At 70.1% G+C, this 22,067-nt stretch carries 22 protein-coding genes and 1 pseudogene; 9 read left to right on the top strand and 14 right to left on the bottom strand.

Annotated features, from left to right (window positions below; translation table 11 throughout):
- Positions 1-185: 185 nt before the first annotated feature.
- Entirely contained in the window at positions 186-1,211 is a 1,026-nt protein-coding gene (locus tag C3488_RS08200; RefSeq protein ID WP_103838648.1) for an ATP-dependent 6-phosphofructokinase, read from the bottom strand.
- Between the two features lie 251 nt (positions 1,212-1,462).
- On the opposite strand from C3488_RS08200, the gene pta reads away from it, so the two are divergent.
- The 3 genes from pta (at position 1,463) to pyk (ending at position 6,299) form a co-directional block, all read left to right on the top strand.
- Positions 1,463-3,553 (top strand): phosphate acetyltransferase, encoded by a 2,091-nt coding sequence (gene pta / locus C3488_RS08195; protein ID WP_103838647.1) that lies wholly within the window; start codon positions 1,463-1,465, stop codon positions 3,551-3,553.
- Positions 3,550-4,770, top strand: coding sequence for an acetate kinase (locus C3488_RS08190; RefSeq protein WP_103838646.1), 1,221 nt, complete (start codon positions 3,550-3,552; stop codon positions 4,768-4,770). The genes pta and C3488_RS08190 overlap by 4 nt, the downstream gene beginning before the upstream one ends.
- 98 nt (positions 4,771-4,868) lie before the next feature.
- Positions 4,869-6,299, top strand: a complete 1,431-nt coding sequence (pyk, locus tag C3488_RS08185; protein WP_103838645.1) for a pyruvate kinase — start codon at positions 4,869-4,871, stop codon at positions 6,297-6,299.
- A 77-nt stretch (positions 6,300-6,376) separates the two neighbouring features.
- Here the strand turns inward: pyk and C3488_RS08180 are convergent, their stop codons facing one another.
- The 4 genes from C3488_RS08180 to C3488_RS08160 all read right to left on the bottom strand — a co-directional run bounded on the left by C3488_RS08180 (position 6,377) and on the right by C3488_RS08160 (position 10,606).
- Positions 6,377-7,705: a hypothetical protein gene (locus C3488_RS08180; protein WP_103838644.1), complete on the bottom strand. Its 1,329-nt coding sequence runs from the start codon at positions 7,703-7,705 to the stop codon at positions 6,377-6,379.
- Positions 7,695-8,231: a DUF6114 domain-containing protein gene (locus C3488_RS08175; RefSeq protein ID WP_103838643.1), complete on the bottom strand. Its 537-nt coding sequence runs from the start codon at positions 8,229-8,231 to the stop codon at positions 7,695-7,697. The genes C3488_RS08180 and C3488_RS08175 overlap by 11 nt, the downstream gene beginning before the upstream one ends.
- A 124-nt stretch (positions 8,232-8,355) precedes the next feature.
- Positions 8,356-9,012, bottom strand: coding sequence for a DUF6230 family protein (locus C3488_RS08170; protein ID WP_103838642.1), 657 nt, complete (start codon positions 9,010-9,012; stop codon positions 8,356-8,358).
- Between the two features lie 619 nt (positions 9,013-9,631).
- Positions 9,632-10,606, bottom strand: a complete 975-nt coding sequence (locus C3488_RS08160) for a tetratricopeptide repeat protein (RefSeq protein ID WP_103838641.1) — start codon at positions 10,604-10,606, stop codon at positions 9,632-9,634.
- A 279-nt stretch (positions 10,607-10,885) separates the two neighbouring features.
- On the opposite strand from C3488_RS08160, the pseudogene C3488_RS08155 reads away from it, so the two are divergent.
- A pseudogene (locus tag C3488_RS08155) lies at positions 10,886-11,512 on the top strand (TetR/AcrR family transcriptional regulator); the annotation flags it as partial.
- A 64-nt stretch (positions 11,513-11,576) separates the two neighbouring features.
- On the opposite strand, the gene C3488_RS08150 reads toward C3488_RS08155, so the two are convergent.
- The 3 genes from C3488_RS08150 to C3488_RS08140 all read right to left on the bottom strand — a co-directional run bounded on the left by C3488_RS08150 (position 11,577) and on the right by C3488_RS08140 (position 14,266).
- Positions 11,577-13,277: a methylmalonyl-CoA mutase gene (locus C3488_RS08150; protein ID WP_103838640.1), complete on the bottom strand. Its 1,701-nt coding sequence runs from the start codon at positions 13,275-13,277 to the stop codon at positions 11,577-11,579.
- A 75-nt stretch (positions 13,278-13,352) separates the two neighbouring features.
- Positions 13,353-13,691 (bottom strand): DUF3817 domain-containing protein, encoded by a 339-nt coding sequence (locus C3488_RS08145; protein ID WP_103838639.1) that lies wholly within the window; start codon positions 13,689-13,691, stop codon positions 13,353-13,355.
- A 65-nt stretch (positions 13,692-13,756) separates the two neighbouring features.
- Positions 13,757-14,266: a MarR family winged helix-turn-helix transcriptional regulator gene (locus tag C3488_RS08140; protein ID WP_103838638.1), complete on the bottom strand. Its 510-nt coding sequence runs from the start codon at positions 14,264-14,266 to the stop codon at positions 13,757-13,759.
- 128 nt (positions 14,267-14,394) lie between these two features.
- Here C3488_RS08140 and C3488_RS08135 point away from each other — a divergent pair, with 128 nt between their 5' ends.
- Positions 14,395-14,826, top strand: coding sequence for an SRPBCC family protein (locus tag C3488_RS08135; RefSeq protein WP_103838637.1), 432 nt, complete (start codon positions 14,395-14,397; stop codon positions 14,824-14,826).
- Here the strand turns inward: C3488_RS08135 and C3488_RS08130 are convergent.
- The 5 genes from C3488_RS08130 to C3488_RS08110 all read right to left on the bottom strand — a co-directional run bounded on the left by C3488_RS08130 (position 14,798) and on the right by C3488_RS08110 (position 17,719).
- Positions 14,798-15,484: a TetR/AcrR family transcriptional regulator gene (locus tag C3488_RS08130; protein ID WP_103838659.1), complete on the bottom strand. Its 687-nt coding sequence runs from the start codon at positions 15,482-15,484 to the stop codon at positions 14,798-14,800. The genes C3488_RS08135 and C3488_RS08130 overlap by 29 nt on opposite strands.
- Positions 15,481-16,137, bottom strand: coding sequence for a DUF4166 domain-containing protein (locus C3488_RS08125; RefSeq protein ID WP_103838658.1), 657 nt, complete (start codon positions 16,135-16,137; stop codon positions 15,481-15,483). The genes C3488_RS08130 and C3488_RS08125 overlap by 4 nt, the downstream gene beginning before the upstream one ends.
- Before the next feature lie 23 nt (positions 16,138-16,160).
- On the bottom strand, positions 16,161-16,910 hold the full coding sequence (locus tag C3488_RS08120) for a hypothetical protein (RefSeq protein ID WP_103838636.1): 750 nt from the start codon (positions 16,908-16,910) through the stop codon (positions 16,161-16,163).
- Positions 16,911-17,081: 171 nt separating this feature from the next.
- Positions 17,082-17,378 carry an MTH1187 family thiamine-binding protein gene (locus C3488_RS08115; RefSeq protein WP_103838635.1) on the bottom strand — a complete coding sequence of 99 codons (297 nt, stop codon included), beginning with the start codon at positions 17,376-17,378 and terminating at the stop codon, positions 17,082-17,084.
- Positions 17,375-17,719: a DUF3817 domain-containing protein gene (locus C3488_RS08110; RefSeq protein WP_103838634.1), complete on the bottom strand. Its 345-nt coding sequence runs from the start codon at positions 17,717-17,719 to the stop codon at positions 17,375-17,377. The genes C3488_RS08115 and C3488_RS08110 overlap by 4 nt, the downstream gene beginning before the upstream one ends.
- A 242-nt stretch (positions 17,720-17,961) precedes the next feature.
- Between C3488_RS08110 and C3488_RS08105 the strand changes: the two genes are divergently transcribed.
- From C3488_RS08105 to C3488_RS08090, 4 genes are all read left to right on the top strand, one after another.
- Positions 17,962-18,594: an AIM24 family protein gene (locus C3488_RS08105; RefSeq protein WP_103838657.1), complete on the top strand. Its 633-nt coding sequence runs from the start codon at positions 17,962-17,964 to the stop codon at positions 18,592-18,594.
- A 1-nt stretch (position 18,595) separates the two neighbouring features.
- Entirely contained in the window at positions 18,596-19,246 is a 651-nt protein-coding gene (locus C3488_RS08100) for an AIM24 family protein (protein ID WP_103838633.1), read from the top strand.
- The gene (locus C3488_RS08095; protein WP_103838632.1) at positions 19,243-20,037 is read left to right on the top strand and encodes an AIM24 family protein; all 795 of its coding nucleotides are present in this window, start codon (positions 19,243-19,245) and stop codon (positions 20,035-20,037) included. Before C3488_RS08100 ends, C3488_RS08095 begins: the two co-directional genes overlap by 4 nt.
- Before the next feature lie 92 nt (positions 20,038-20,129).
- Entirely contained in the window at positions 20,130-20,606 is a 477-nt protein-coding gene (locus C3488_RS08090; protein WP_103838631.1) for a MarR family winged helix-turn-helix transcriptional regulator, read from the top strand.
- 39 nt (positions 20,607-20,645) lie between these two features.
- On the opposite strand, the gene C3488_RS08085 is transcribed toward C3488_RS08090, so the two are convergent.
- On the bottom strand, positions 20,646-21,914 hold the full coding sequence (locus C3488_RS08085) for an MFS transporter (RefSeq protein WP_107528742.1): 1,269 nt from the start codon (positions 21,912-21,914) through the stop codon (positions 20,646-20,648).
- Positions 21,915-22,067: the final 153 nt, after the last annotated feature.

The following is a 22,067-nucleotide window of genomic DNA, read 5'->3' as shown; positions in this document are numbered from 1 at the left end:
GGCAGCACAAGACCACCGCCTGGGCAGCGCGAACCACGATCGCCCGGCAGCACAAGACCACCGCCTGGGCAGCGCGAACCACCACCGTCCGGCGGCACAACAGCACCATCGCCGCTGCGCAGAGCCACCGCCGCCCGCGCCCACGGCCCCCGGGCGGCGGTGAAGGCGGGACGCAGCCCGGCGTCCTAGAACACCGACTCCGCCTCGTCCATCCGGTCCTTCGGCACCGTCTTCAGCTCGGTCACCGCCTCCGCCAGCGGCACCATCACCACGTCGGTGCCGCGCAGCGCCGTCATCCTGCCGAACTCGCCGCGGTGCGCCGCCTCGACCGCGTGCCAGCCGAAGCGGGTGGCGAGCACCCGGTCGTAGGCGGTCGGTACGCCACCGCGCTGGACGTGGCCGAGGATGACCGGCTTGGCCTCCTTGCCGAGCCGCCGCTCCAGTTCGTACGCGAGGGCCGTGCCGATGCCCTGGAAGCGCTCGTGGCCGTACTGGTCGATCTCGCCCTTGCCGTAGTCCATCGTGCCCTCGGCGGGGTGCGCGCCCTCGGCGACGCAGACCACCGCGAACTTCTTGCCGCGGGCGAAGCGCTCCTCGACCATCTTGACCAGGTCGGCCGGGTCGAAGGGGCGCTCGGGGAGGCAGATGCCGTGGGCGCCGGCCGCCATGCCCGACTCCAGCGCGATCCAGCCGGCGTGGCGGCCCATGACCTCCACGACCATCACACGCTGGTGGGACTCGGCCGTCGTCTTCAGGCGGTCCATCGCCTCGGCGGCCACGGTGACCGCGGTGTCGAAGCCGAAGGTGCGGTCCGTGGAGGAGATGTCGTTGTCGATCGTCTTGGGGACGCCGACGACCGGCAGGCCCGCGTCCGAGAGCATGCGCGCCGCGGTCAGGGTGCCCTCCCCGCCGATCGGGATCAGGGCGTCGATGCCGAAGTCGCGGATCATGTCCGAGGCGTTGTCGCAGGCTTCGCGCAGACGGTCGCGCTCCAGCCGGGAGGAGCCGAGGATGGTGCCGCCCCGGGCCAGGATGCCGCTCACGGCGTCGAGGTCGAGGGTGCGGTAATGACCGTCCAGAAGGCCCCGGTAGCCGTCCTCGAACCCGATGACCTCGTCGCCGTACTGCGCTACCGCTCGGTGCACGACCGACCGGATCACTGCGTTCAGGCCCGGGCAGTCGCCGCCTGCGGTGAGTACTCCGATGCGCATCGTGCTGTGTCTCCTGCTCGCTGTCGATACCGGTGAGCCAGTCCGATTGTTTCACGGCTCACAGGCCGGTGCCGATCGCGCATATCCGGCCTTGATCCCTGGTACCTGATGGGCGCCTTATCCGCGCCCAGGGGTATTGTCAAGAGGGTTCTGCTCACCCACGTGGAGGATTTTCAGCCTCCGCAGAACTCCACAAAAGCATTCGGATTCGGTCAAGACCACCCCCTCGAGAGACGAAACGGAGAGCACGCGTGACGCGCTGCGTGTACGTGACCGGGATCGACCGCGGCGACGGCCGCCAGGTCGTCGAGCTGGGAGTCATGGAGCTCCTGACCCGGCAGGTCGACCGGGTCGGCGTCTTCCGTCCGCTCGTCCACGACGGCCCCGACCGCCTCTTCGAGCTGCTGCGCGCCCGGTACCGGCTGTCCCAGGACCCGGCGACGGTGTACGGCATGGGCTACCAGGAGGCGTCCGCGCTCCAGGCCGAGCGCGGCACGGACGAGCTGGTGTCCACGCTGGTCGACCGGTTCCACGCGGTGGCCCGCGACTACGAGTTCGTCCTCGTCCTCGGCACCGACTTCGCCGACACCCAGCTCCCGGACGAGCTGTCCCTGAACGCCCGCCTCGCCAACGAGTTCGGGGCGTCGGTGATCCCGGTCGTGGGCGGGCGCCGGCAGACCGCGGAGTCGGTGCGCGCCGAGACGGCGAACGCCTACCGCGCCTACGAGGGGCTGGGCTGCGACGTTCTCGCCATGGTCGTCAACCGGGTGGCCCGCGAGGACCGCGACGAGATCGCCGAGGGGCTCGGCTCCCGGCTGCCCGTGCCCTGTTACGTACTCCCCGACGACTCCGCCCTCTCGGCGCCGACCGTGGCCCAGATCGCGCACGCGCTCGGCGCCAAGGTGCTGCTCGGCGACGACTCGGGCCTCGCGCGCGACGCCCTCGACTTCGTCTTCGGCGGTGCCATGCTGCCGAACTTCCTCGCCGCCCTGACCCCCGGCTGCCTGGTGGTCACCCCGGGCGACCGCGCCGACCTCGTCGTGGGCTCGCTGGCCGCGCACAGCGCCGGGACCCCGCCGATCGCGGGTGTGCTGCTCACGCTGAACGAGGTGCCCCGCGACGAGGTCCTCGCCCTGGCCGAGCGCCTCGCCCCGGGCACTCCCGTGCTGTCGGTGTCCGGCACCAGCTTCCCCACCGCCGAGCAGCTCTTCTCCATGGAGGGGAAGCTGAACGCGGCCACCCCGCGCAAGGCGGAGCGGGCGCTCGGGCTCTTCGAGCGGTACGTCGACACCGCGGATCTGAACAAGCGTGTGTCCGCGCCGAGCAGCGACCGGCTCACGCCGATGATGTTCGAGCACAAGCTGCTGGAGCAGGCCCGCGCCGACAAGCGCCGGGTGGTGCTCCCGGAGGGTACCGAGGAGCGGGTGCTGCACGCCGCGGAGGTGCTGCTGCGCCGCGGGGTGTGCGACCTCACGCTGCTCGGGCCCGTCGACCAGATCCGCAAGAAGGCCGCCGACCTCGGCGTCGACCTCGGCGACTCCCAGCTGATCGACCCGGCCACCTCTCAGCTGCGCGACGCCTTCGCCGAGAAGTACGCGGCGCTGCGCGCCCACAAGGGGGTCACGGTCGAGCTGGCGTACGACGTCGTCTCCGACGTGAACTACTTCGGCACCCTGATGGTCCAGGAGGGGCTCGCCGACGGCATGGTGTCCGGGTCCGTGCACTCCACGGCCGCCACCATCCGGCCCGCCTTCGAGATCATCAAGACCAAGCCGGACGCGAAGATCGTCAGCTCGGTCTTCTTCATGTGCCTCGCCGACAAGGTCCTCGTCTACGGCGACTGCGCCGTGAACCCGGACCCGAACGCCGAGCAGCTCGCCGACATCGCCATCCAGTCGGCCGCCACCGCCGAGCAGTTCGGGGTGGAGCCGCGGATCGCGATGCTGTCGTACTCCACCGGAAGCTCCGGCTTCGGCGCCGACGTCGACAAGGTCCGCGAGGCCACCGAGCTGGTGCGGCAGCGCCGCGGCGATCTGAAGATCGAGGGTCCGATCCAGTACGACGCCGCCGTCGAGCCCAGCGTCGCCGCCACCAAGCTGCCGGGCTCGGAGGTCGCCGGGCAGGCGTCGGTGCTGATCTTCCCGGACCTGAACACCGGCAACAACACCTACAAGGCCGTGCAGCGCTCGGCCGGCGCGATCGCCGTCGGCCCCGTCCTGCAGGGCCTGCGCAAGCCCGTCAACGACCTGTCCCGGGGCGCCCTCGTCTCCGACATCGTCAACACCGTCGCCATCACGGCGATCCAGGCCCAGATCCCCGAGCAGAAGGCAACCGCCCCGTGAGCCCGACCCGTGTCCTCGTCCTGAACTCCGGCTCCTCCTCCGTGAAGTACCAGCTGCTGGACATGCGTGACGGCAGCAGGCTGGCCGTGGGCCTCGTCGAGCGCATCGGCGAGCAGACCTCGCGGATCAAGCACACGGCGCTCACCACGGGCGACACCCGGGAGCAGAACGGTCCGATCGCCGACCACGAGGCAGCCCTGAAGGCGGTCGCCGAGGAGCTGGGCAGGGACGGGCTGGGCGTCGACTCGCCGGAGCTGGCCGCCATCGGCCACCGCGTGGTGCACGGCGGCATGTTCTTCACCGAGCCCACCGTCATCGACGACGCCGTGCTCACCGAGATCGAGCGGCTGATCCCGGTCGCGCCGCTGCACAACCCGGCCAACCTCACCGGCATCCGCACGGCCATGGCGCTGCGCCCGGACCTGCCGCAGGTCGCCGTCTTCGACACGGCGTTCCACACGACGATGCCGGAGTCCGCCGCGCGCTACGCGATCGATCCCAAGATCGCGGACCGGTACCGGATCCGGCGCTACGGGTTCCACGGGACCTCGCACGCGTATGTGTCCCGGGCGACCGCGAAGCTGCTGGGCAAGGAGCCCGAGGACGTCAACGTCATCGTGCTGCACCTGGGCAACGGGGCGTCCGCCTCGGCGGTCAGGGGCGGCACGTGCGTGGACACCTCCATGGGGCTCACCCCCCTCGAGGGTCTGGTGATGGGGACACGCTCCGGTGACCTGGACCCGGCCGTCATCTTCCATTTGCAGCGTGTTGGCGGAATGTCCATGGAGGAGATCGACACTCTTCTCAACAAGAGGAGCGGTCTGTTCGGTCTGTGCGGCGACAACGACATGCGGGAGATCGGCCGGCGGATCGACGAGGGCGACGAGGAGGCGCGGCTCGCCTTCGACATCTACATCCATCGACTGAGGAAGTACATCGGCGCCTATTACGCGGTACTCGGCCGGGTGGACGCGATCGCCTTCACGGCCGGTGTGGGCGAGAACGCCGCCGCGGTGCGCGAGGCCGCCGTCGCGGGCCTGGAGGAGCTGGGCCTGGCGGTGGACGGCGACCTCAACGCCGTGCGCGGCGACCAGCCGCGGCTGATCTCGCCCGCGTCGGCGCGGGTGGCGGTCGCGGTGGTGCCGACCGACGAGGAACTGGAGATCGCCACGCAGACCTACGCACTGGTCGGCAAGGGCACCGGAAAGGGCGAGTGAAGGAATTCGACGGCTCTCGCCTGAGCGCGAACCCGCCCATTTGTATTTTCCGCCAGACGGAATATTCCGTAGCGAAACAAACCGATAGGATCGCCCCCATGCGCCGTTCGAAAATCGTCTGTACTCTCGGCCCCGCGGTCGACTCCCACGAGATGCTCGTCTCGCTGATCGAAGCCGGCATGAATGTGGCCCGCTTCAACTTCAGCCATGGCACGCACGAAGAGCACGAGGGCCGGTACGTCCGGGTCCGTGCCGCGTCCGCCGAGACCGGCAAGGCCATCGGCGTCCTCGCCGACCTCCAGGGCCCGAAGATCCGCCTGGAGACCTTCGCCGAGGGTCCGGTCGAGCTGGTGCGCGGTGACGAGTTCACCATCACCACCGAGGACGTGCCGGGTGACAAGTCGATCTGCGGCACGACGTACAAGGGCCTGCCGGGGGACGTCTCCAAGGGCGACCAGATCCTGATCAACGACGGCAACGTCGAGCTGAAGGTCCTGGACGTCGAGGGTCCCCGGGTCAGGACGATCGTCATCGAGGGCGGCGTCATCTCCGACCACAAGGGCATCAACCTGCCCGGCGCCGCGGTGAACGTGCCGGCGCTGTCCGAGAAGGACGTCGAGGACCTGCGGTTCGCGCTGCGCATGGGCTGCGACATGGTCGCGCTGTCCTTCGTGCGGGACGCCAACGACGTCAAGGACGTCCACCGCGTCATGGACGAGGAGGGCCGCCGCGTCCCGGTCATCGCCAAGGTGGAGAAGCCGCAGGCGGTGGCGAACATGGAGGACGTCGTGATGGCGTTCGACGGCGTGATGGTCGCCCGCGGCGACCTGGCCGTCGAGTACCCGCTCGAGAAGGTCCCGATGGTGCAGAAGCGACTCATCGAGCTGTGCCGTCGCAACGCCAAGCCGGTGATCGTGGCCACCCAGATGATGGAGTCGATGATCACCAACTCCCGCCCGACCCGCGCCGAGGCCTCCGACGTCGCCAACGCCATCCTGGACGGCGCCGACGCGGTCATGCTCTCCGCCGAGTCCAGCGTGGGCGCGTACCCGATCGAGACGGTCAAGACGATGTCGAAGATCGTCCAGGCGGCCGAGGAGGAGCTGCTCTCCAAGGGCCTTCAGCCGCTCGTCCCGGGCAAGAAGCCGCGCACGCAGGGCGGTTCGGTGGCGCGCGCCGCAGCCGAGATCGCGGACTTCCTCGGCGGCAAGGGACTGGTGGCCTTCACCCAGTCCGGTGACACCGCACGCCGGCTGTCCCGCTACCGCGCGGCCCAGCCGATCCTGGCGTTCACCACGGACGAGTCCACCCGCAACCAGCTGTCGCTGAGCTGGGGCGTGGAGTCGCACATCGTGCCGTTCGTGAACAGCACCGACGCGATGGTGGAGCTGGTCGACCAGGAGATGGTCAAGCTCAACCGGTTCAACGAGGGCGACATCGTGGTGATCACCGCCGGCTCCCCGCCCGGCGTCCCCGGCACCACGAACATGGTCCGCGTCCACCACCTGGGCGAGGGCGGACGCAACTGACACACGCGAGGGCGCCCCCTGCCGTACGGCGAGGGGCGCCCTCTGTGTGCGGCTCCCGAACGGGTCTTCAGGGGCGCTCAGTTCGCGCCGGTGATGTACTGACGCATACCCGGGATGGTCAGCGTTCCACCGAACTGGCCGGCCTGGGTCACCTTCACGTTGGTGAAGTAGATCAGCGGGATGTTCAGCGGCGGCGGGCTGTCCGGGCTGAACGTGACGGGGATCAGACCGAGCAGGTTGCCGGAGATGCTCTCCGTGTACATCACCGTCTTGCCGCCGGTGATGGTGGACTTCGATCCCTTGGCGCCCTGGACGTGGTACGTCACGCCGTTGGGGCCGTCGACCAGCTGGTGCAGGTCGCCGATCTCGGTGCCGTCGGAGATGACGTACTTCAGGACCCTCTTGACGGTGCCGTTCGCGGTGCGCACCTTGACGACGCCCTGGTAGTCGGCGCCCTTGAGCAGCAGCGAGCTGGCTTGCAGGTGCCACGGCTTGTCGGGCAGGGACAAGATCTTCTCGACGCCGCCCTCGTCGTCGGTCGCCGCCGGGCAGTCCTCCGCGGACGTGCTGGAGCTCGGGGACGGGCTCGCGGCCGCGGACTCGGCCGCCTTGACGGTGTCACCCGCCGCCTTGGTCGCCTCGGAGGCCGCCTTCGTCGCCGTGTCCGTCGCGCCCTTCGCGGTGTCCTTGACGGTGCCCGTGACCTTCCCCGTCGTGTCCTTGACGGTGTCGGACAGGTCCTTCGGCGCGTCGGTGCCCTTCGTGGCGGGCGCCGAGGCCGAGGGGGACGGCGTGGCGGAGGGGGCCGCGGACGAGCCGGAACCTGATCCGGAGCCGCCGGTGAGGACGCCCGTGATGGCGTCGCCGATCGTCTCCAGCAGGTTTCCGCCGCTCGGGGAGGCCGACGGGCCGGGCGTCGACGCACCGCTGCCCGAGGAGGTGCCCGACGTGCTCTTCGACGGCGTGGGCCCGGCCTTGTCGTCGGAACCTGAATCCGACGAAGAGGTCTTGCCCGGCGTGGTGCCCGACGCCTTCCCCGAATGCGCCTCCGGGGACGCCGAGGACGTCGGCTGCGGCGTGTCGGCGGACTTCGAGGGACTCGCCGAAGCGGATGGCGACGGCGAGGACGAGGCGTCCTTGGAGTCGTCCAGGGCCTCCACGCACTTCTGGTACTCGTCGACCGTCAGGCTCTTGGACGACGGCGTGTGGTCGGCGGCGCGGGCGAGCGTCGGCGTGAGCCCCATCCCCATCAGGACCGCAGTCGGCATCGCCGCCAGGGCTATCGCCTTTCCGGCCGGCATGTGGAACCTGGTGAACAACGGCTTCCTGGGGGCCGCGTGGCGCGGCCCGGTTCTCACACGGGACGCGTCCGCGTCAGCCCCGTGAGTCACCTCGTCAGCCGGCACTGTGCCTCCCGTTCGCCCCGTTGGCCGGGCTCGTTCCAGACAGATCGTTCGGCAGCCCCGCACCGTCCACGGCCCCGGGGGCGCCGCCCTCGCCCGTGCCCGCCTCCTGCGCCGCCTGCGGCTCGGGCGGCGTGCCCGGTGCCCACGACACGGCCATCGCCCCGCCGATGAGCGCGAACAGGAACCCGACGACGAAGCCGCCGAAGTTGGACACCGGGATGGACACCAGCGCCAGCAGGATCGCCGCGACGCCCGCGAAGACCCGTACGTGCTGCTGGAACCACAGCGTCAGGCCCAGGACGACCAGGAGCACGCCGATGATCAGGGACCCGGCTCCCGCGGTGGTCGCCATCGCCACCGTGAGCGCACCGATCTTTATGTGCGCGTACGGGAAGTACATGATCGGGAAGCCGCCGAACAGGACGAACAGTCCGGCCCAGAACGGACGGGCGCCCCGCCAGTCACGGAAGCGCCGCCGGAAGACGCGGAGATAGTGCTCGTTCTGCGCGGGCGACTCGGCGTTCATCGAATAGCTCCCTGGAGCGGTGTTGCTGTGGTGAGGGGAGGTGCTGCGGTGGGGGTGGGTCGGGGGATGGGGCGAGAGACGACGGGCGGGGAGACCGGTGGCTCCCTCGCCCGTCACCGAGTGCCTAGTAGCACTCGATTCCCGCGCCGCTGCCCCACTGCAGTCCCATGTGCAGGTTGGCGAGCTTGAAGGTGCCGGCGGTGGTCGCCCACGCCGTCTGCTTCACATCGGTCAGCACGGCCTTGTCGGCCTGCTGGGCGAACCCGTAGGGGCTCGTCTTCTGCTGCTGGATCTCGTCGGCCTTGGGCTTCGGGCCCTTGGTGACGCTCCCGGCCGCGACGCCGATGTCGATGTTGCTGAACTCGGCCTGAGTCGAGTCGAGATCGGCGACGTCGATGAAGAGCTGTTCCGCCTCGACGTCCTTGCCCTTGTCACCCGCGGTCAGCTTGAAGGTGACGTTCTTGTTCAGGAACGGGATCGGCGTGACCACGGACTGGCACATCTTGGTGATGGTGGCGTGGTTGAACGCCGAGACCGCCACCGGGTGCGCCTGGTCCTTGCCGTCGAGGCCCTTGCCGGTGTCGAGCGCGCCGTACTGGGTGAAGCCGGTGCCGACCAACTGGCCCGCGGTCACCTTGAAATCCTGCCCCGACACGCTGAACGACGCGGCGAGAGCGCCCTGCGCGAGGGCGACACCTATTGCTGCTGTCGCGGCCACGCTGGGCACCATGACCACAGCGAACCGCTTCCATCTGGTCCCGCCACGCACCTGGGACTCCATATTTCCTCCTTCTCGGACGTACATCTCCTGATCCCGGCTCGCCGCCGGTCGGCGGCTCGGCCGGGCAGGGATGGGAGAAGTGCTACGTCCTCGGGAAGGAGAGCGCCCGCGCTCGGAGGCGCGATATGCGCCCCAATCACCGGCGATCACCCCCGAGCGACAACCACTGGTCGCGCCTGACACGCATCACGCACAACCTCCGGACAGGCTCCGCCGCGGCGGAGACCCCCCTGTCCAGGAGCCGACGCCACTGCCGCCGGCTCCTGCTCGGTGGGGACCCACGAAATCCGTTGCCCCGGCTGGGCGTCGGGTACGGCGATGGACCGAGCGTGGCCGATCGTGGTGCATTCTCGCCGCCCCCGCAAGGGGGTTCGTTACTCACTAGTAACGGCCGGATAACCGCCCGACGACCGCCCGGCATCACCCGGCAACTCTTCGTGGCACAAGGGCAGATGGCGAAACGGTTGAAGAGCGGACAGAACCCGACAGAACAACCGGCCAGTCTTACTCGCAGTAACAGCGGCCGCGATTACCAAGATTTGGTAAAGCGCGACCGCCGTCAACCTCTGTCGGCAAATCTTTCACCCGGGCATCACAACCCCGGGTGTTTAGCGACTGGTCAGAACAAAGCCCTCGCGAGCGCCCTCCGCGCGGCCGTCACACGCGGGTCGTCGGCGCCCACCACCTCGAAGAGTTCCAGCAGCCGCAGCCGTGCGGCGTCCCGGTCGTCCCCCGCCGTGCGCCGCACCGTCTCGATGAGCCGCCCGAACGCGTCCTCGACGTGGCCGCCCACCAGATCCAGGTCGGCGGCGGCGATCTGTGCCGCCACGTCGCCGGGCTTCTCCGCGGCCTCCTTGCGCACCTGCTGCGGGTCGGCCCCCTGCACCCGCTGCAGCAACTCGGCCTGGGCGAGGCCCAGTTTGGCCTCGGTGTTGCCCGGGTCGTCGCTCAGCACGTTCTTGTACGCCTGGATCGCACCGCCCAAGTCGCCCGCGTCCAGGGCCTCCACGGCCGCTTCCAGAGCCGCGTCGTAAGGGCCCGCCGGGGTCTGAGGGGCCTGCTGGGCGCCGCCCGGCTCGGCGTCGGGGTCGACGGTCAGACCGGTCAGGCCGAAGCGCTGCTCGGCGACCTGGACGAGCTGGTCGAGGGTCGCGCGGATCTGCTGTTCGGGGGCGGCGCCCTGGAAGAGGGGCAGTGCCTGCCCTGCGACGACGGCGAAGACGGCCGGGATCCCCTGGATGCCGAACTGCTGCATCAGCATCTGGTTGGCGTCGACGTCGATCTTGGCGAGCACGAACCGGCCGTTGTACTCGACGGCCAGCCGCTCCAGGACCGGGCTCAGCTGCTTGCATGGCTGGCACCACTCGGCCCAGAAGTCGATGACGACGGGCACCTCGGTGGACCGCTGCAGGACGTCGCGCTCGAACCCCGCCTCGTCGACGTCGATGACGAGGTCGGCCGGGGAGACCGCCCCTCCCCCGCCCTGCCGCGCCGCTTCGGCGCGCGCCTGCTCCGCCTTCGCCTTCGCCTCCTGGGCTGCCTTCACCGCGGCGAGGTCGACGACTCCGCTCATGGACATGTTCCGTGGCTGCATGAGTACATCCTCCCCCTTCCGTACGCCGCTGTGAAAAGCGTGGTCAAAGCCGTGCCCGCTACCGCCCCCGGCGGGTCCTGCTCCGTGGCCGGGTCCCCACCCGGCGCCCGTGGTCGTCGCTCGCGAACACGGCACACGCGGTGCGCGCGCACGCTTTCGCTACGAGTCGTAGCGTAACTGTCTCCGGAGGTGGCTGTGACCAGTCCGCCGGTGATCTCCCTCACGACTTCGCAGGACGGACGGATATCGCCGTCCACGGGGCCGGATATCGTCATTGCCATGGAGAGCAGCCCGTCCGCCGTCCGCCCGGGGCGCCCGCGCAGCGCCGCCGCGGACGCCGCGATCCTGGAGGCGACACGCGAGGCGCTGGTGGAGCTGGGCTGGTCGAAGCTCACGCTGGGAGACGTGGCGACACGGGCGGGGGTCGCCAAGACGACCCTCTACCGCCGCTGGGCGGGCAAGAACGAGCTCGTGGTCGACGCGGTGGCCGAACTCTTCGACGAGCTCGAGCTGCCGGACCGGGGCAGCCTGGCGGCGGACGTCGAAGGCGTCGTACTGCAGTTCGCGGCGATCCTGGACCGCCCGGAGGCCAAGAGCGGCCTGATGGCGGTGGTGGCGGAGTCCACCCGGGACGACGCCCTGCGCGAACGCATCCGCGCCTCCATCGTCGACCGCCAGAAACGCCTGGTTCTGGCGGGCCGCGTCCGCGCGACGGCCCGCGGCGAACTGCCACCCGAGACCGACCCGGGCGAGTCGGCCCGCACGGCCGACCTGATCTTCGACATGGTGGCGGGCGCGGTGGTCCACCGCACCCTGGTGAGCGCCCGCCCGGCGGACGAGGAGTGGGTGCGGAGCTTCACCCGGGTCCTGTTGCTGGGGCTGGCCGCGAACAGCCCGTCCGGGGGTCCCCCCGACCCCCGGAGCACGCACCGGACGCCGCTCCTTGACGGGCAGACGTCGCCTGCCCGGGCTAGAACCCGGCAGGCTCCGTGTACACCCCCCACTCGTCCCGCAGCGTCCCGCAGATCTCGCCGAGCGTCGCCTCCGCGCGTACGGCGTCCAGCATCGGCTCGATCATGTTGGAGCCGTCGCGCGCCGCGGCCAGCATCCCCTCCAGAGCGGAGCGAACCGCCGCCTCGTCCCGCGCCGCCCGCCGGGCGCCCAGCACGCGCACCTGCTCCCGCTCCACCTCGTGGCTGACCCGCAGGATCTCCAGGTCTCCGGTGACCGACCCGGTGTGGACGTTCACGCCCACCACCTTCTTGTCGCCCTTCTCCAGCGCCTTCTGGTACCGGAACGCGGACTCCGCGATCTCCCCGGTGAACCACCCGTCCTCGATGCCCCGCAGGATCCCGGACGTCATCGGGCCGATCGGGTGCTGCCCGTCGGGGTGGGCCCTGAGGCCCCGCTCCTTGATCTGCTCGAAGATCTTCTCCGCGTCCGCCTCGATCCGGTCCGTCAGCTGCTCGACGTACCACGAACCGCCCAGCGGATCGGCCACGTTGGCGACCCCGGTCTCCTCCATCAGCACCTGCTGGGTCCGCAGCGCGATCTCCGCCGCCTGCTCCGACGGCAGCGCCAGCGTCTCGTCCAGGGCGTTGGTGTGCAGCGAGTTGGTGCCGCCGAGCACCGCCGCCAGCGCCTCCACCGCCGTACGCACCACGTTGTTGTACGGCTGCTGCGCGGTCAGCGAGACCCCGGCCGTCTGGGTGTGGAAGCGCAGCCACTGCGCCTTCTCGCTCGTCGCCCCGTACACGTCCCGCATCCAGCGTGCCCAGATGCGCCGTGCCGCGCGGAACTTGGCGATCTCCTCGAAGAAGTCGACGTGCGCGTCGAAGAAGAAGGACAGGCCCGGCGCGAACACGTTCACATCGAGCCCGCGGCTGAGCCCCAGCTCCACGTACCCGAACCCGTCGGCGAGCGTGTACGCCAGCTCCTGCGCGGCCGTGGCGCCCGCCTCCCGGATGTGGTAGCCGGAGACCGACAGTGGCTTGTAGGCGGGGATGCGGGACGCGCAGTACTCCATCAGATCGCCGATGAGGCGCAGGTGCGGTTCGGGCTGGAAGAGCCACTCCTTCTGGGCGATGTACTCCTTGAAGATGTCGGTCTGGAGGGTGCCGTTGAGCACGGAGGGGTCCACGCCCTGTCGCTCGGCGGCGACGAGGTACATGCAGAAGACGGGGACCGCCGGCCCGCTGATCGTCATCGAGGTGGTGACGTCACCGAGAGGGATGTCCTTGAACAGGACCTCCATGTCCGCGGCCGAGTCGATCGCGACGCCGCAGTGCCCGACCTCGCCGAGCGAACGCGGGTCGTCGGAGTCGCGGCCCATGAGGGTCGGCATGTCGAAGGCGACGCTCAGGCCTCCGCCGCCGGCGTCCAGGATCATCTTGTAGCGCTCGTTCGTCTGTTCGGCGTTGCCGAAACCGGCGAACTGGCGGATGGTCCAGGTCCGCCCCCGGTAACCGGTCGGGTACAGGCCGCGGGTGAAGGGGTACTCACCGGGCCAGCCGATCCGCTCGAAACCCTCGTACGTGTCTGAGGGCCGGGGCCCGTACACCGGCTCCACGGGATCGCCGGAGAGCGTCGTGAAATCGGCCTCGCGCTTGCGTGAGGCGTCGTACCGGGCCTGCCAGCGTCGGCGGCCCTCCTCGATGGCGTCAGCGTCCATACCCTCGAATTTACTAGGACGTCCAAGTAAATGTCGACGGCAGACCGCCGTACGGCTTCCGTACGGCGGTGTCCGCTACGCCTTCGCGACCGCGGGAGCGTCCTCCGCGATCTTCGACTCGAGCTCGTGGGTGACCTTGCGCTCCACGAAGAAGGCGGCCGTCGGGATCGTCCCCGCGAGCAGGACCCACAGCTGCTTGCCGACCGGCCACTTCGCCTTCGAGCCCAGGTCGAAGGCGAAGACCAGGTAGATGACGTACAGCCAGCCGTGGGCGATGCCGATGACGCGGGTGAAGTCGGCGGCGCCGTTCACGTCGAGGATGTACTTGGCGATGACACCGAGGGTCAGCAGGACCAGCAGCACACCGGTGACGTAGGCCATCACGCGGTAGCGGGTCAGCACGCTCTTTTTCATGGCTACGAGCGTAACGGCCGGTTTGCGTCGATCTTCCGGCACCCCCGGCGCCGCACGACCACCGGTCAGTCCTCCTTGAAGTCCCCCGCGGCGATGCGCAGCGGACGCAGCATCGCGAAGATCTCGGCACACTCCTCCGCGTCGTAGCAGCCGAGCCCGAAGTCCATCGCCATCAGGTCCCGGGTGGCCGCGTCGCAGACCTCGCGGCCCTTGTCGGTGATGGAGGCGAGGGTGCCGCGGCCGTCGTTGGGGTTGGGCCGCTTGGCGACCAGGCCGGACCTGACCAGGCGGTCCACGGTGTTGGTGACCGACGTGGGGTGCACCATCAGCCGCTCGCCGATCTTGGACATGGGCAGCTCGCCCGCCTTGGAGAAGGTGAGCAGCACCAGCGCCTCGTACCGCGCGAAGGTCAGTCCGTACGGTTTCACGACCGCGTCGACCTCCGCGAGCAGGATCTGCTGCGCCCGCATGATCGAGGTGATCGCGGTCATGGACGGCACGTTTCCCCACCGCTGCTTCCAGTGCTCGTCGGCGCGGGCGATGGGATCGAAGGACAGACTGAGGGGCTTCGGCACGCCATCGACCTTACCGGCCGGTCACATGCTGGTCAGCCCCGTCTCGCTTTTCGGTCCACGGGCTGTCGCCGGGCGCACACTGGAAGCAGAAGGCAGGAGGGGGGACGAACCGAACCCGGAGGTCAGCCATGAGCACCCTCGAAGAACACGTGGATGTGGGAGTCCCCATCGACACGGCCTGGGAGAGCCTGCACCGGGTGGAGAACTATCCGCGCTTCGTGGACGGACTGCGGGACGCCCGCACGGAGTCGGGCGGCCGGGCGCATCTGGACGTCGAGGCGGGCGGCCGGTCCCGGGAGATCGAGGCGGAGGTCTCCGACCGCGGCGGGGAACGCGTGATGGAGTGGCGCACCACGGGCGAGCCCGAGCTGAAGTGCTCCTTCTCACTGCAGTCGATCGACAGGGACCACACCCGGGTACAGGCGCGGCTCGCATACGACCCCGGTGCGGTCAGGGAGACGTTCGGCGGCCCGAAGGGCTTCGCCCAGGCGAGCGCCATCGAACGACTGGTGCGCAGCGATCTGGAGCACTTCAAGGAGTACGTCGAGCAGGGGAGCTGAGCGAGGACCCCTCGGGGCGGGAGCCCCGGGTGCGCGACGCCCGGCGCAGCGTGTGGCGGACCGCCCGCTGAGCCACCGGGCCCAGATCCTCCAGCGCCGCCACGACAAGGGCCAGCTGGTCCAGGGCGCCGAGCGCCGCGCTCGCCCCTTCCGCGTCCACGCCCTCGTACAGCTCGATCCCCACGAAGGACGCCGACACGGCCCGCGCGAGCCCCTTGGCGTCGGCGAACTCGCCGAGCGGTGTCCCCCCGAGCACCCGTTCCAGCACCCGCTCGATCTCCACGATCCACAGGTCGAGTCCCGCGGCCGTCGCCGGCGCGAGGCGGGGATGCGTCTGCGCCCCCGCCAGCAGCTGGCCGAGCACCGCCACGTACCCGGCCGTCTTCTCCTCCTCGTGCATCTCCCGGCCGAACGCGAGGAGCTCACCGAGCGAGCCGATACCGTCGAGGCGTTCCCGGTAGCGCGCCACCCGCTGTTCCGTGCCGTACCGGCACGCGGCCGCGAGCAGCTCGTCCACCGAGCCGAAGTGATAGAAGACGAGGGCCTGGTTGACACCGGCGGCCGCCGCGATCGTCCGCGCTGACGTCTTCGCGATCCCCTGCTCCGTGAGCGTGCGCAGTGCCCCCTGGAGCAGCTTGATCTTCGTCGCCTCGCTCACGCCCGCGCCTCCTCCCGCGCCGGCCGCAGCCCCGGCCGCACCCCGCACGCACCGACGTCCGCGTACGACACCGTGAACGACCCCTCATAGCCGAACAACGGGCCGACGTACCGGTTCGCCACCCGCACCCGGATCCGGAACCGTCCGGTCGACTCGTCGAACGACTCCCGGACCTCCGCCTGCCCGCCGATGACGTCCGGCACGCGCACGTCCACCGGCCCCTCCCGGAAGCGGTGCTCGCCGGAGCGGATCAGCAGTGACCCATCCGGCTCCGCCGAGAAGTGCAACTCGCTCGCCAGATGCTGATGGGTGCCGAGATAGTCCAGAACACGGTCGCCCTTCGGGCTCAGCACCATCTGCGCGTCGAAGCGGCGGGCCCGGCCCGGGAGGTCGAAGGTACGCACGAACGACACCGTCTCACGGCCGAAGGTGTCGGTGTACGGGACGTTCTCGATGACGAAGGGAACGTTCTGCCCCTGGCGCGGGACGAGGATGTTCCGCGTGCCGCCCAGCACGAGGAACGGCTTCACCAGACCCCTGTCGTGCCAGACGCGGTCCATGACACCGCGCCCCGTGCACGCCTCGCCGTTCACCAGCCCCACGGAGAAGCGGCGCCGCAGCTCCGGGTGCAGCCGCCCGAAGTCCGCGCCCATCGCCGTCTGGAAGATCGAGGTCGTCACGGCCGTTCCAGGGTGGTGAGGAGGCGGGGTGCGCTCACGCGCGTGGGCGGGGTGCGCAGACAGCGACGGGCGGCCGGGGTGCGGGGCAGGGGCGCCTTGAACAGGGCCAGCGAGATGGCGACCACCAGCAGCAGTGGGCACAGAAAGGCAGTCGCCGACGTGAAGGGGCCGAACAGGTCGGAGGAGGAGCCCAGGGCGAGGCCCGTGCCGGCGGCCGTGACGATCAGCGCGCGGGCCGCCAGTTCCACCAGCCAGTTCACGAGCGCGCGCTCCGGTGCGACCCCCCGCTCCAGCCACAGGCGCAGGCGGTCGAACGACCAGGCCGTCGCCCACCCCATCAGGGGCCGGAAGACCAGCCGGTCGGCCAGGGAGCCGAAGGCACCCCAGCGCGGCCGGTAGTCGTACCCGGTCAGGAAGCGGACGCCGTCGCCGTCGGGGACGTATCGCCAGTAGCCGCTCCCCTCGGCGATCAGCGACAGCGGGTGCGGCGAGGAGAACCGCAGCGCGGAGGTGCGGGTGCCGTCCGGTCGCGTCTTCTCCCCCGCCGACACGCCGGTGGCGGACACCGTCAGGAAGGGCAGGACCCGCGTGGCGTACCGGAAGCGCCGGGGTTCGCCCTCCGCGCAGGGCAGGTGGTCGATCTCGGTGAAACGGAGATCCCAGCGCCGGTGCTGCGCGGGGTCCTGGGTGCGTTCCCACAGGTCGTCGAGGGCGACCCGTATGTGTTCCTCCACGTAGAGCCCCATGCGGATCCCCCTGATCCCCTGGTCGTCGTCCTTTTTGAGCAGTCGCTCAAGCAGGTTGCCTCGACAGTACAGCAGATTTGAGCGACCGCTCAAACGTGCGCGCAAAGAAATGCCCCGGCCCCTGGGGGCCGGGGTTCGGAGTTGCGGGCCCTTACCTCGCCGGGCGGCGCCTCACCCTCCGGTCAGGTGCCTCTCCACCGTCTCCACCTTGGAGGTGAGGCCGTCCGTCACGCCCGGGCGGATGTCCGCCTTGAGGACCAGGGAGACCCGCGGCGCCCGCTCCTCGACCACAGCGACGGCACGCTTCACCACGTCCATCACCTCGTCCCACTCCCCCTCGATCGAGGTGAACATGGCGTCGGTGCGGTTGGGCAGACCGGATTCCCGTACGACCCGGACGGCGTCGGCGACGTACTCCCCCACGTCCTCGCCGACGCCCAGCGGCGTCACGGAGAAGGCGACGATCACGCGTTCACGACCCCTTCCTTGCGGGCGCGAGCCGCGATGACGGCGTCCTCGGCCTCGCGGCGCAGCTTGCGCTCGGCGAAGAAGCCGCCGGTCGGCAGCACGGAGAGGACGAAGTAGACGGCGGCGGTCTTCAACGGCCACTTGGTGCGGTTCCAGGCGTCCGCCCAGAAGATCACGTACAGGATGAACAGGACACCGTGGATCGAGCCCATCACGGGCACGGCGTTGAAGTCGGTGGTGCGCTTCAGTACCGAGCAGACGAGCAGCAGCAGGAACGAGACGGCCTCTGGGGCCGAGACCAGGCGGAGCCGGCGGAGGGCGGTGGCGGTCTTTATGTCCACGGGTCACCTTCGGTGGGAGGTTCGTCCGGAAGGGCGGGCGCTTTGTGAACGCACGCACAAGCGCCCGCCCATTGTGACATCCGGGAAGCGGCGGCCCCGGCACGGGGGTACGGGGTGTCGGCGACACGCCGACTCATCCCTTACCCGACCGCTGGACCCCTCTAAGGGGCGGCTCGGGGTGCGGATCCACCTTCGGGCTCTGTCCGCCGCACCCGCGCGGCCGTTACCTTCGCTCCGTGGCGATGTTCCGACTCCAAGGCAGCAAGGTGCTGGCCGTCGACATGACCGGGGACGGCGTGAAGGCGAAGAACGGCTCCATGGTCGCGTACGACGGCCAGATGACCTTCAAGAAGCTCACCGGCGGCGGTGAGGGGATCCGGGGAATGGTGACCCGGCGGCTCACCGGCGAGCAGATGACCGTGATGGAGGTGAAGGGGCACGGGACGTGCTGGTTCGCGGACCGGGCCTCCGAGATCAACCTCGTCAGCCTCCAGGGGGACAAGCTGTACGTCGAGTCGAGCAACCTCCTCGCGACGGACGCCGGCCTGCGCACGGGCACGACGTTCACCGGCCTGCGGGGCGCCTCGCAGGGCAACGGCCTGTTCACGACGACGGTCGAGGGCCACGGCCAGGCGGCGATCATGTCGGACGGCCCGGCGGTGGTGCTGCGGGTCAGTGCGCAGTACCCGCTGACCGTCGACCCGGGCGCGTACGTGGCGCACCAGGGGAACCTGCGGCAGTCGTTCCAGTCGGGCGTGACGTTCCGCACATTCATGGGCGAGGGCGGCGGCGAGGCCTTCCAGATCCGCTTCGAGGGGGACGGACTGGTGTACGTGCAGCCCAGCGAGCGCAACACGATCGCGGGGGACCTCTGACATGGGCTTCCGAGAAGTGAACTCCAAGATGATCGAGGCGACGGTGATCCCCGGGCAGCGGCTGTTCAGCCAGCGGGGCGCGATGCTCGCCTACAAGGGCGACGTCGCCTTCACCCCCAACATCCAGGGCGGCCAGGGCGGGGTCATGTCGATGATCGGCCGCCGCATCGCGGGCGAGGCGACGCCGCTGATGACGGTCGAGGGCAGCGGCACGGTGCTGTTCGGGCACGGCGGCCACCACATCCAGGTGATCAACCTGACCGGCGACACGCTGTACGTCGAGGCGGACCGGCTGCTCGCCTTCGAGGGCACCCTCCAGCAGGGCACGATGTTCATGGGCTCCCAGGGGGGCGTCATGGGGCTGGTGCGGGGCCAGGTCACCGGCCAGGGCCTGTTCACGACGACCCTGACCGGGCACGGCGCGGTCGCCGTCATGGCGCACGGAGGCGTCTTCGAGGTGCCGATCACCCCGCAGCGCCCGGTCCACGTCGACCCGCAGGCGTATGTCGCCCACCACGGCGACGTGCGCAACAAGCTGTCCACGGCGCTCGGCTGGCGCGACATGGTGGGCCGCGGCTCCGGCGAGGCGTTCCAGCTGGAGCTGAGCGGCAGTGGTGTGGTGTACGTGCAGGCGTCGGAGGAGAAGCTGTGACCACCTACCCGGGCGCGGGGCCCGTCGTGTACGACCCGATGACGCTGCCGGCCGACGACAACGTCGACAAGTACACCTTCTGCGTGGAGCTCAAGGGGAGCCAGTGGTTCCTGCAGAAGGGCAAGATGATCGCCTACTACGGCTCGATGGAGTTCAACGGCATCGGGCACGGCCGTCTGGACCGTCTCGTCCGTACGTCGTTCCATTCGCCACTGCACGCGAGCGACTGGGTGGTGGCGGAGGGCTCCGGCAAGATGCTGCTCGCCGACCGGGCCTTCGACGTGAACTCGTACGACCTCGAGGACGGCAATCTGACCATTCGCTCCGGCAACCTGCTCGCTTTTCAGCCAAGTCTCTCGCTGAAGCAGTCGATCATTCCGGGCTTCCTCACGCTCATCGGAACCGGGAAGTTCGTGGCCGCGTCCAACGGTCCGGTGGTGTTCATGGAACCCCCGATCCGGGTGGACCCGCAGGCACTGGTCGGCTGGGCCGACTGCCCGTCGCCGTGCCACCACTACGACCATGGGTACCTGACGGGCGTATGGGGCGGTCTACGTGCGATGACGGGGCTCGGCGGGGCCTCCGGGGAGGAGCACCAGTTCGAGTTCGTCGGGGCGGGCACGGTGCTGCTGCAGTCCTCGGAGACGCTCATGGCCGAGCAGGACACGGGAGTGGTCCCGCACGAGCCCGGCGTACCCGGCGGCGGTGGGGTACCCGGCCATCAGGGACAGCCGGGGACACCGCGTCTTCCCGGACAGCTGGGGGACCTCCAGCGTCGCTTCGGGCTGTGAGCGGTAGTCTGCGGAGTGTGACGTCGAACGCGTGCGCACAGTCACACCACCCTCACTAGTTCGCCTTTCAACCTTTTAGGTAGACTTCATTCATGGAGATCGAGACGGCCACGCGCTGGCTGACGGATGCGGAACAGTGTGCTTGGCGCACCCACCTGGAGGTCAACAAGCTGCTGACCTACCAGCTGGAAAAGGATCTGCAGCCGTTCGGCCTGACGATGAACGACTACGAGATCCTGGTGAACCTCTCGGAGTCGGAGGGCCTGCGAATGCGGATGAGCGACCTCGCGTCCGCCACCCTCCAGTCCAAGAGCCGCCTCTCGCACCAGATCACTCGTATGGAGAACGCGGACCTGGTACGCCGGGAGAACTGCGAGTCCGACCGCCGGGGTCTGTACGCGGTCCTCACGGACCACGGCCTGGAGACGATGCAGAAGGTCGCGCCGCACCACGTGGCGTCCGTGCGGCGGCACTTCATCGACCTGCTGCCCGCGGACGACCTGGAACACCTCCACAAGTCCCTGCGACCCATCGCGGAACACCTGCGGGGGCAGCGGGGCAAGCCGTAGCACTCCGCCGGCCCCGCGTGGAGCCGTAGGGGGCGCCCGTCAGTGCTCGCCCGCGGGCCCGTTGCGGCCGGTCGCGCAGCTCCCCGCGCCCCTTGGGGCGCGGGGACAGCCACCGGCGGCCAAACCCGCGGCAGCCACTGTGACCGCCCCCGGCACCGCGAAGCACCACCCCAGCGGCAGATGCCCCAACAACGCCCCTACCGCTGCCGAGCCGGCCGAGATGCCGCCGTTCACGGCCATGTTCACCCAGGCACCCGCCTGGGTGCGGAAGTCAGCAGGGGACGACTCGTCCGCGAGCAGGTACGACGTCGTCAGGGCCGGGGCGATGAACAGGCCCGCGCAGATCACCGTCGCCGTGAGGACGCCGAGGCCCGGAGCGAGCCCCGCCGCCGCCACCGCCAGCCCCAGACCCGCGCCCAGCAGCGACAGGCGCACCCGAGCGCTCCCCCGCCACTCCACCGCCCCGTTCAGCAGCCCGCCCACCGCGCTGCCCGCGGACAGTGCCGCGAGCACCCAGGCCACCACGTCGTCGCCGTACCCTCGCTGCTCGGCGAACGCCATGACCAGGAGGTCCAGCGCGCCGACGGCAAGCCCGGCGCCCGCGGCCACGAGCACCGGCTGCGCCAGTCCCCGCACACCCCGCAGCTGCCCGTGCATCAGGCGCGCCGGTGTCCCCGCGGGCGGCCGCACACGCGCCACCCCCGGGGAGGTGACGAAGGCGATCGTCCCGGCCGTCACCAACAGCGCGCTCAGCGCCACTCCGGCCGCCGGTGGCGCATACCGGACCGCCGCGCCGACCAGCAGCGGGCCCGCGACGAACGTCAGCTCCTCGACCACGGCATCCAGGCCGTACGCCCGCTGCACCAGCCGGCGGTCGTCGAACAGGGCGCTCCACACGGCCCGTACGGTGGGCCCGAGCGGCGGCGGAAAGACCCCGGCGGCGGCGCCCAGGGCGCCCAGCAGCAGCGCCGGGGCGCCGGGCCGCCGGGTGACCACCGCGAGCAGGCACAGGACGCAGGCGTAGAGCAGGGCCATCGTCAGGAGCGCCCGCCGGGGCCCGTAGCGGTCGACGAAGGCCGCCCTCAGCGGTGACAGCAGGACCGTCGTGGCCCCGAACAGCGCCAGGACCGTCCCGGCCACGGCGTACGACCCGCTGGCCCTGGTCACGGCGAGCATCACGGAGAGGGGAGCCGTCCCGTACGACAGCCGCGCGACCAGGGAGGCGGCGAGAGTGCGGCGGACGCGCGGGGCACGGAGAACGGCGGCGTAGGAGGGCCGCACGGAAGCAGCGGAAGGAGGCGTGGACACGCGGAGAGTTCCTCGGCTCGAGGCGATGAAGGGACGCCGGAGTGCCGCGACGACCACAGCCACTGCTGCTCGTCGATCGCGGTCCTGGGCGGGCCCTAGGCCAAGAGGCGGAACATGCGGATCAACGTATCAACACACCCGCGTACGGACCAC

The sequence above is a fragment of the Streptomyces sp. Ru72 genome, from assembly GCF_002920635.1.
In the GTDB taxonomy this organism is placed as follows: Bacteria; Actinomycetota; Actinomycetes; order Streptomycetales; family Streptomycetaceae; genus Streptomyces.
This window is presented reverse-complemented; position numbering and strand designations above follow the sequence as displayed.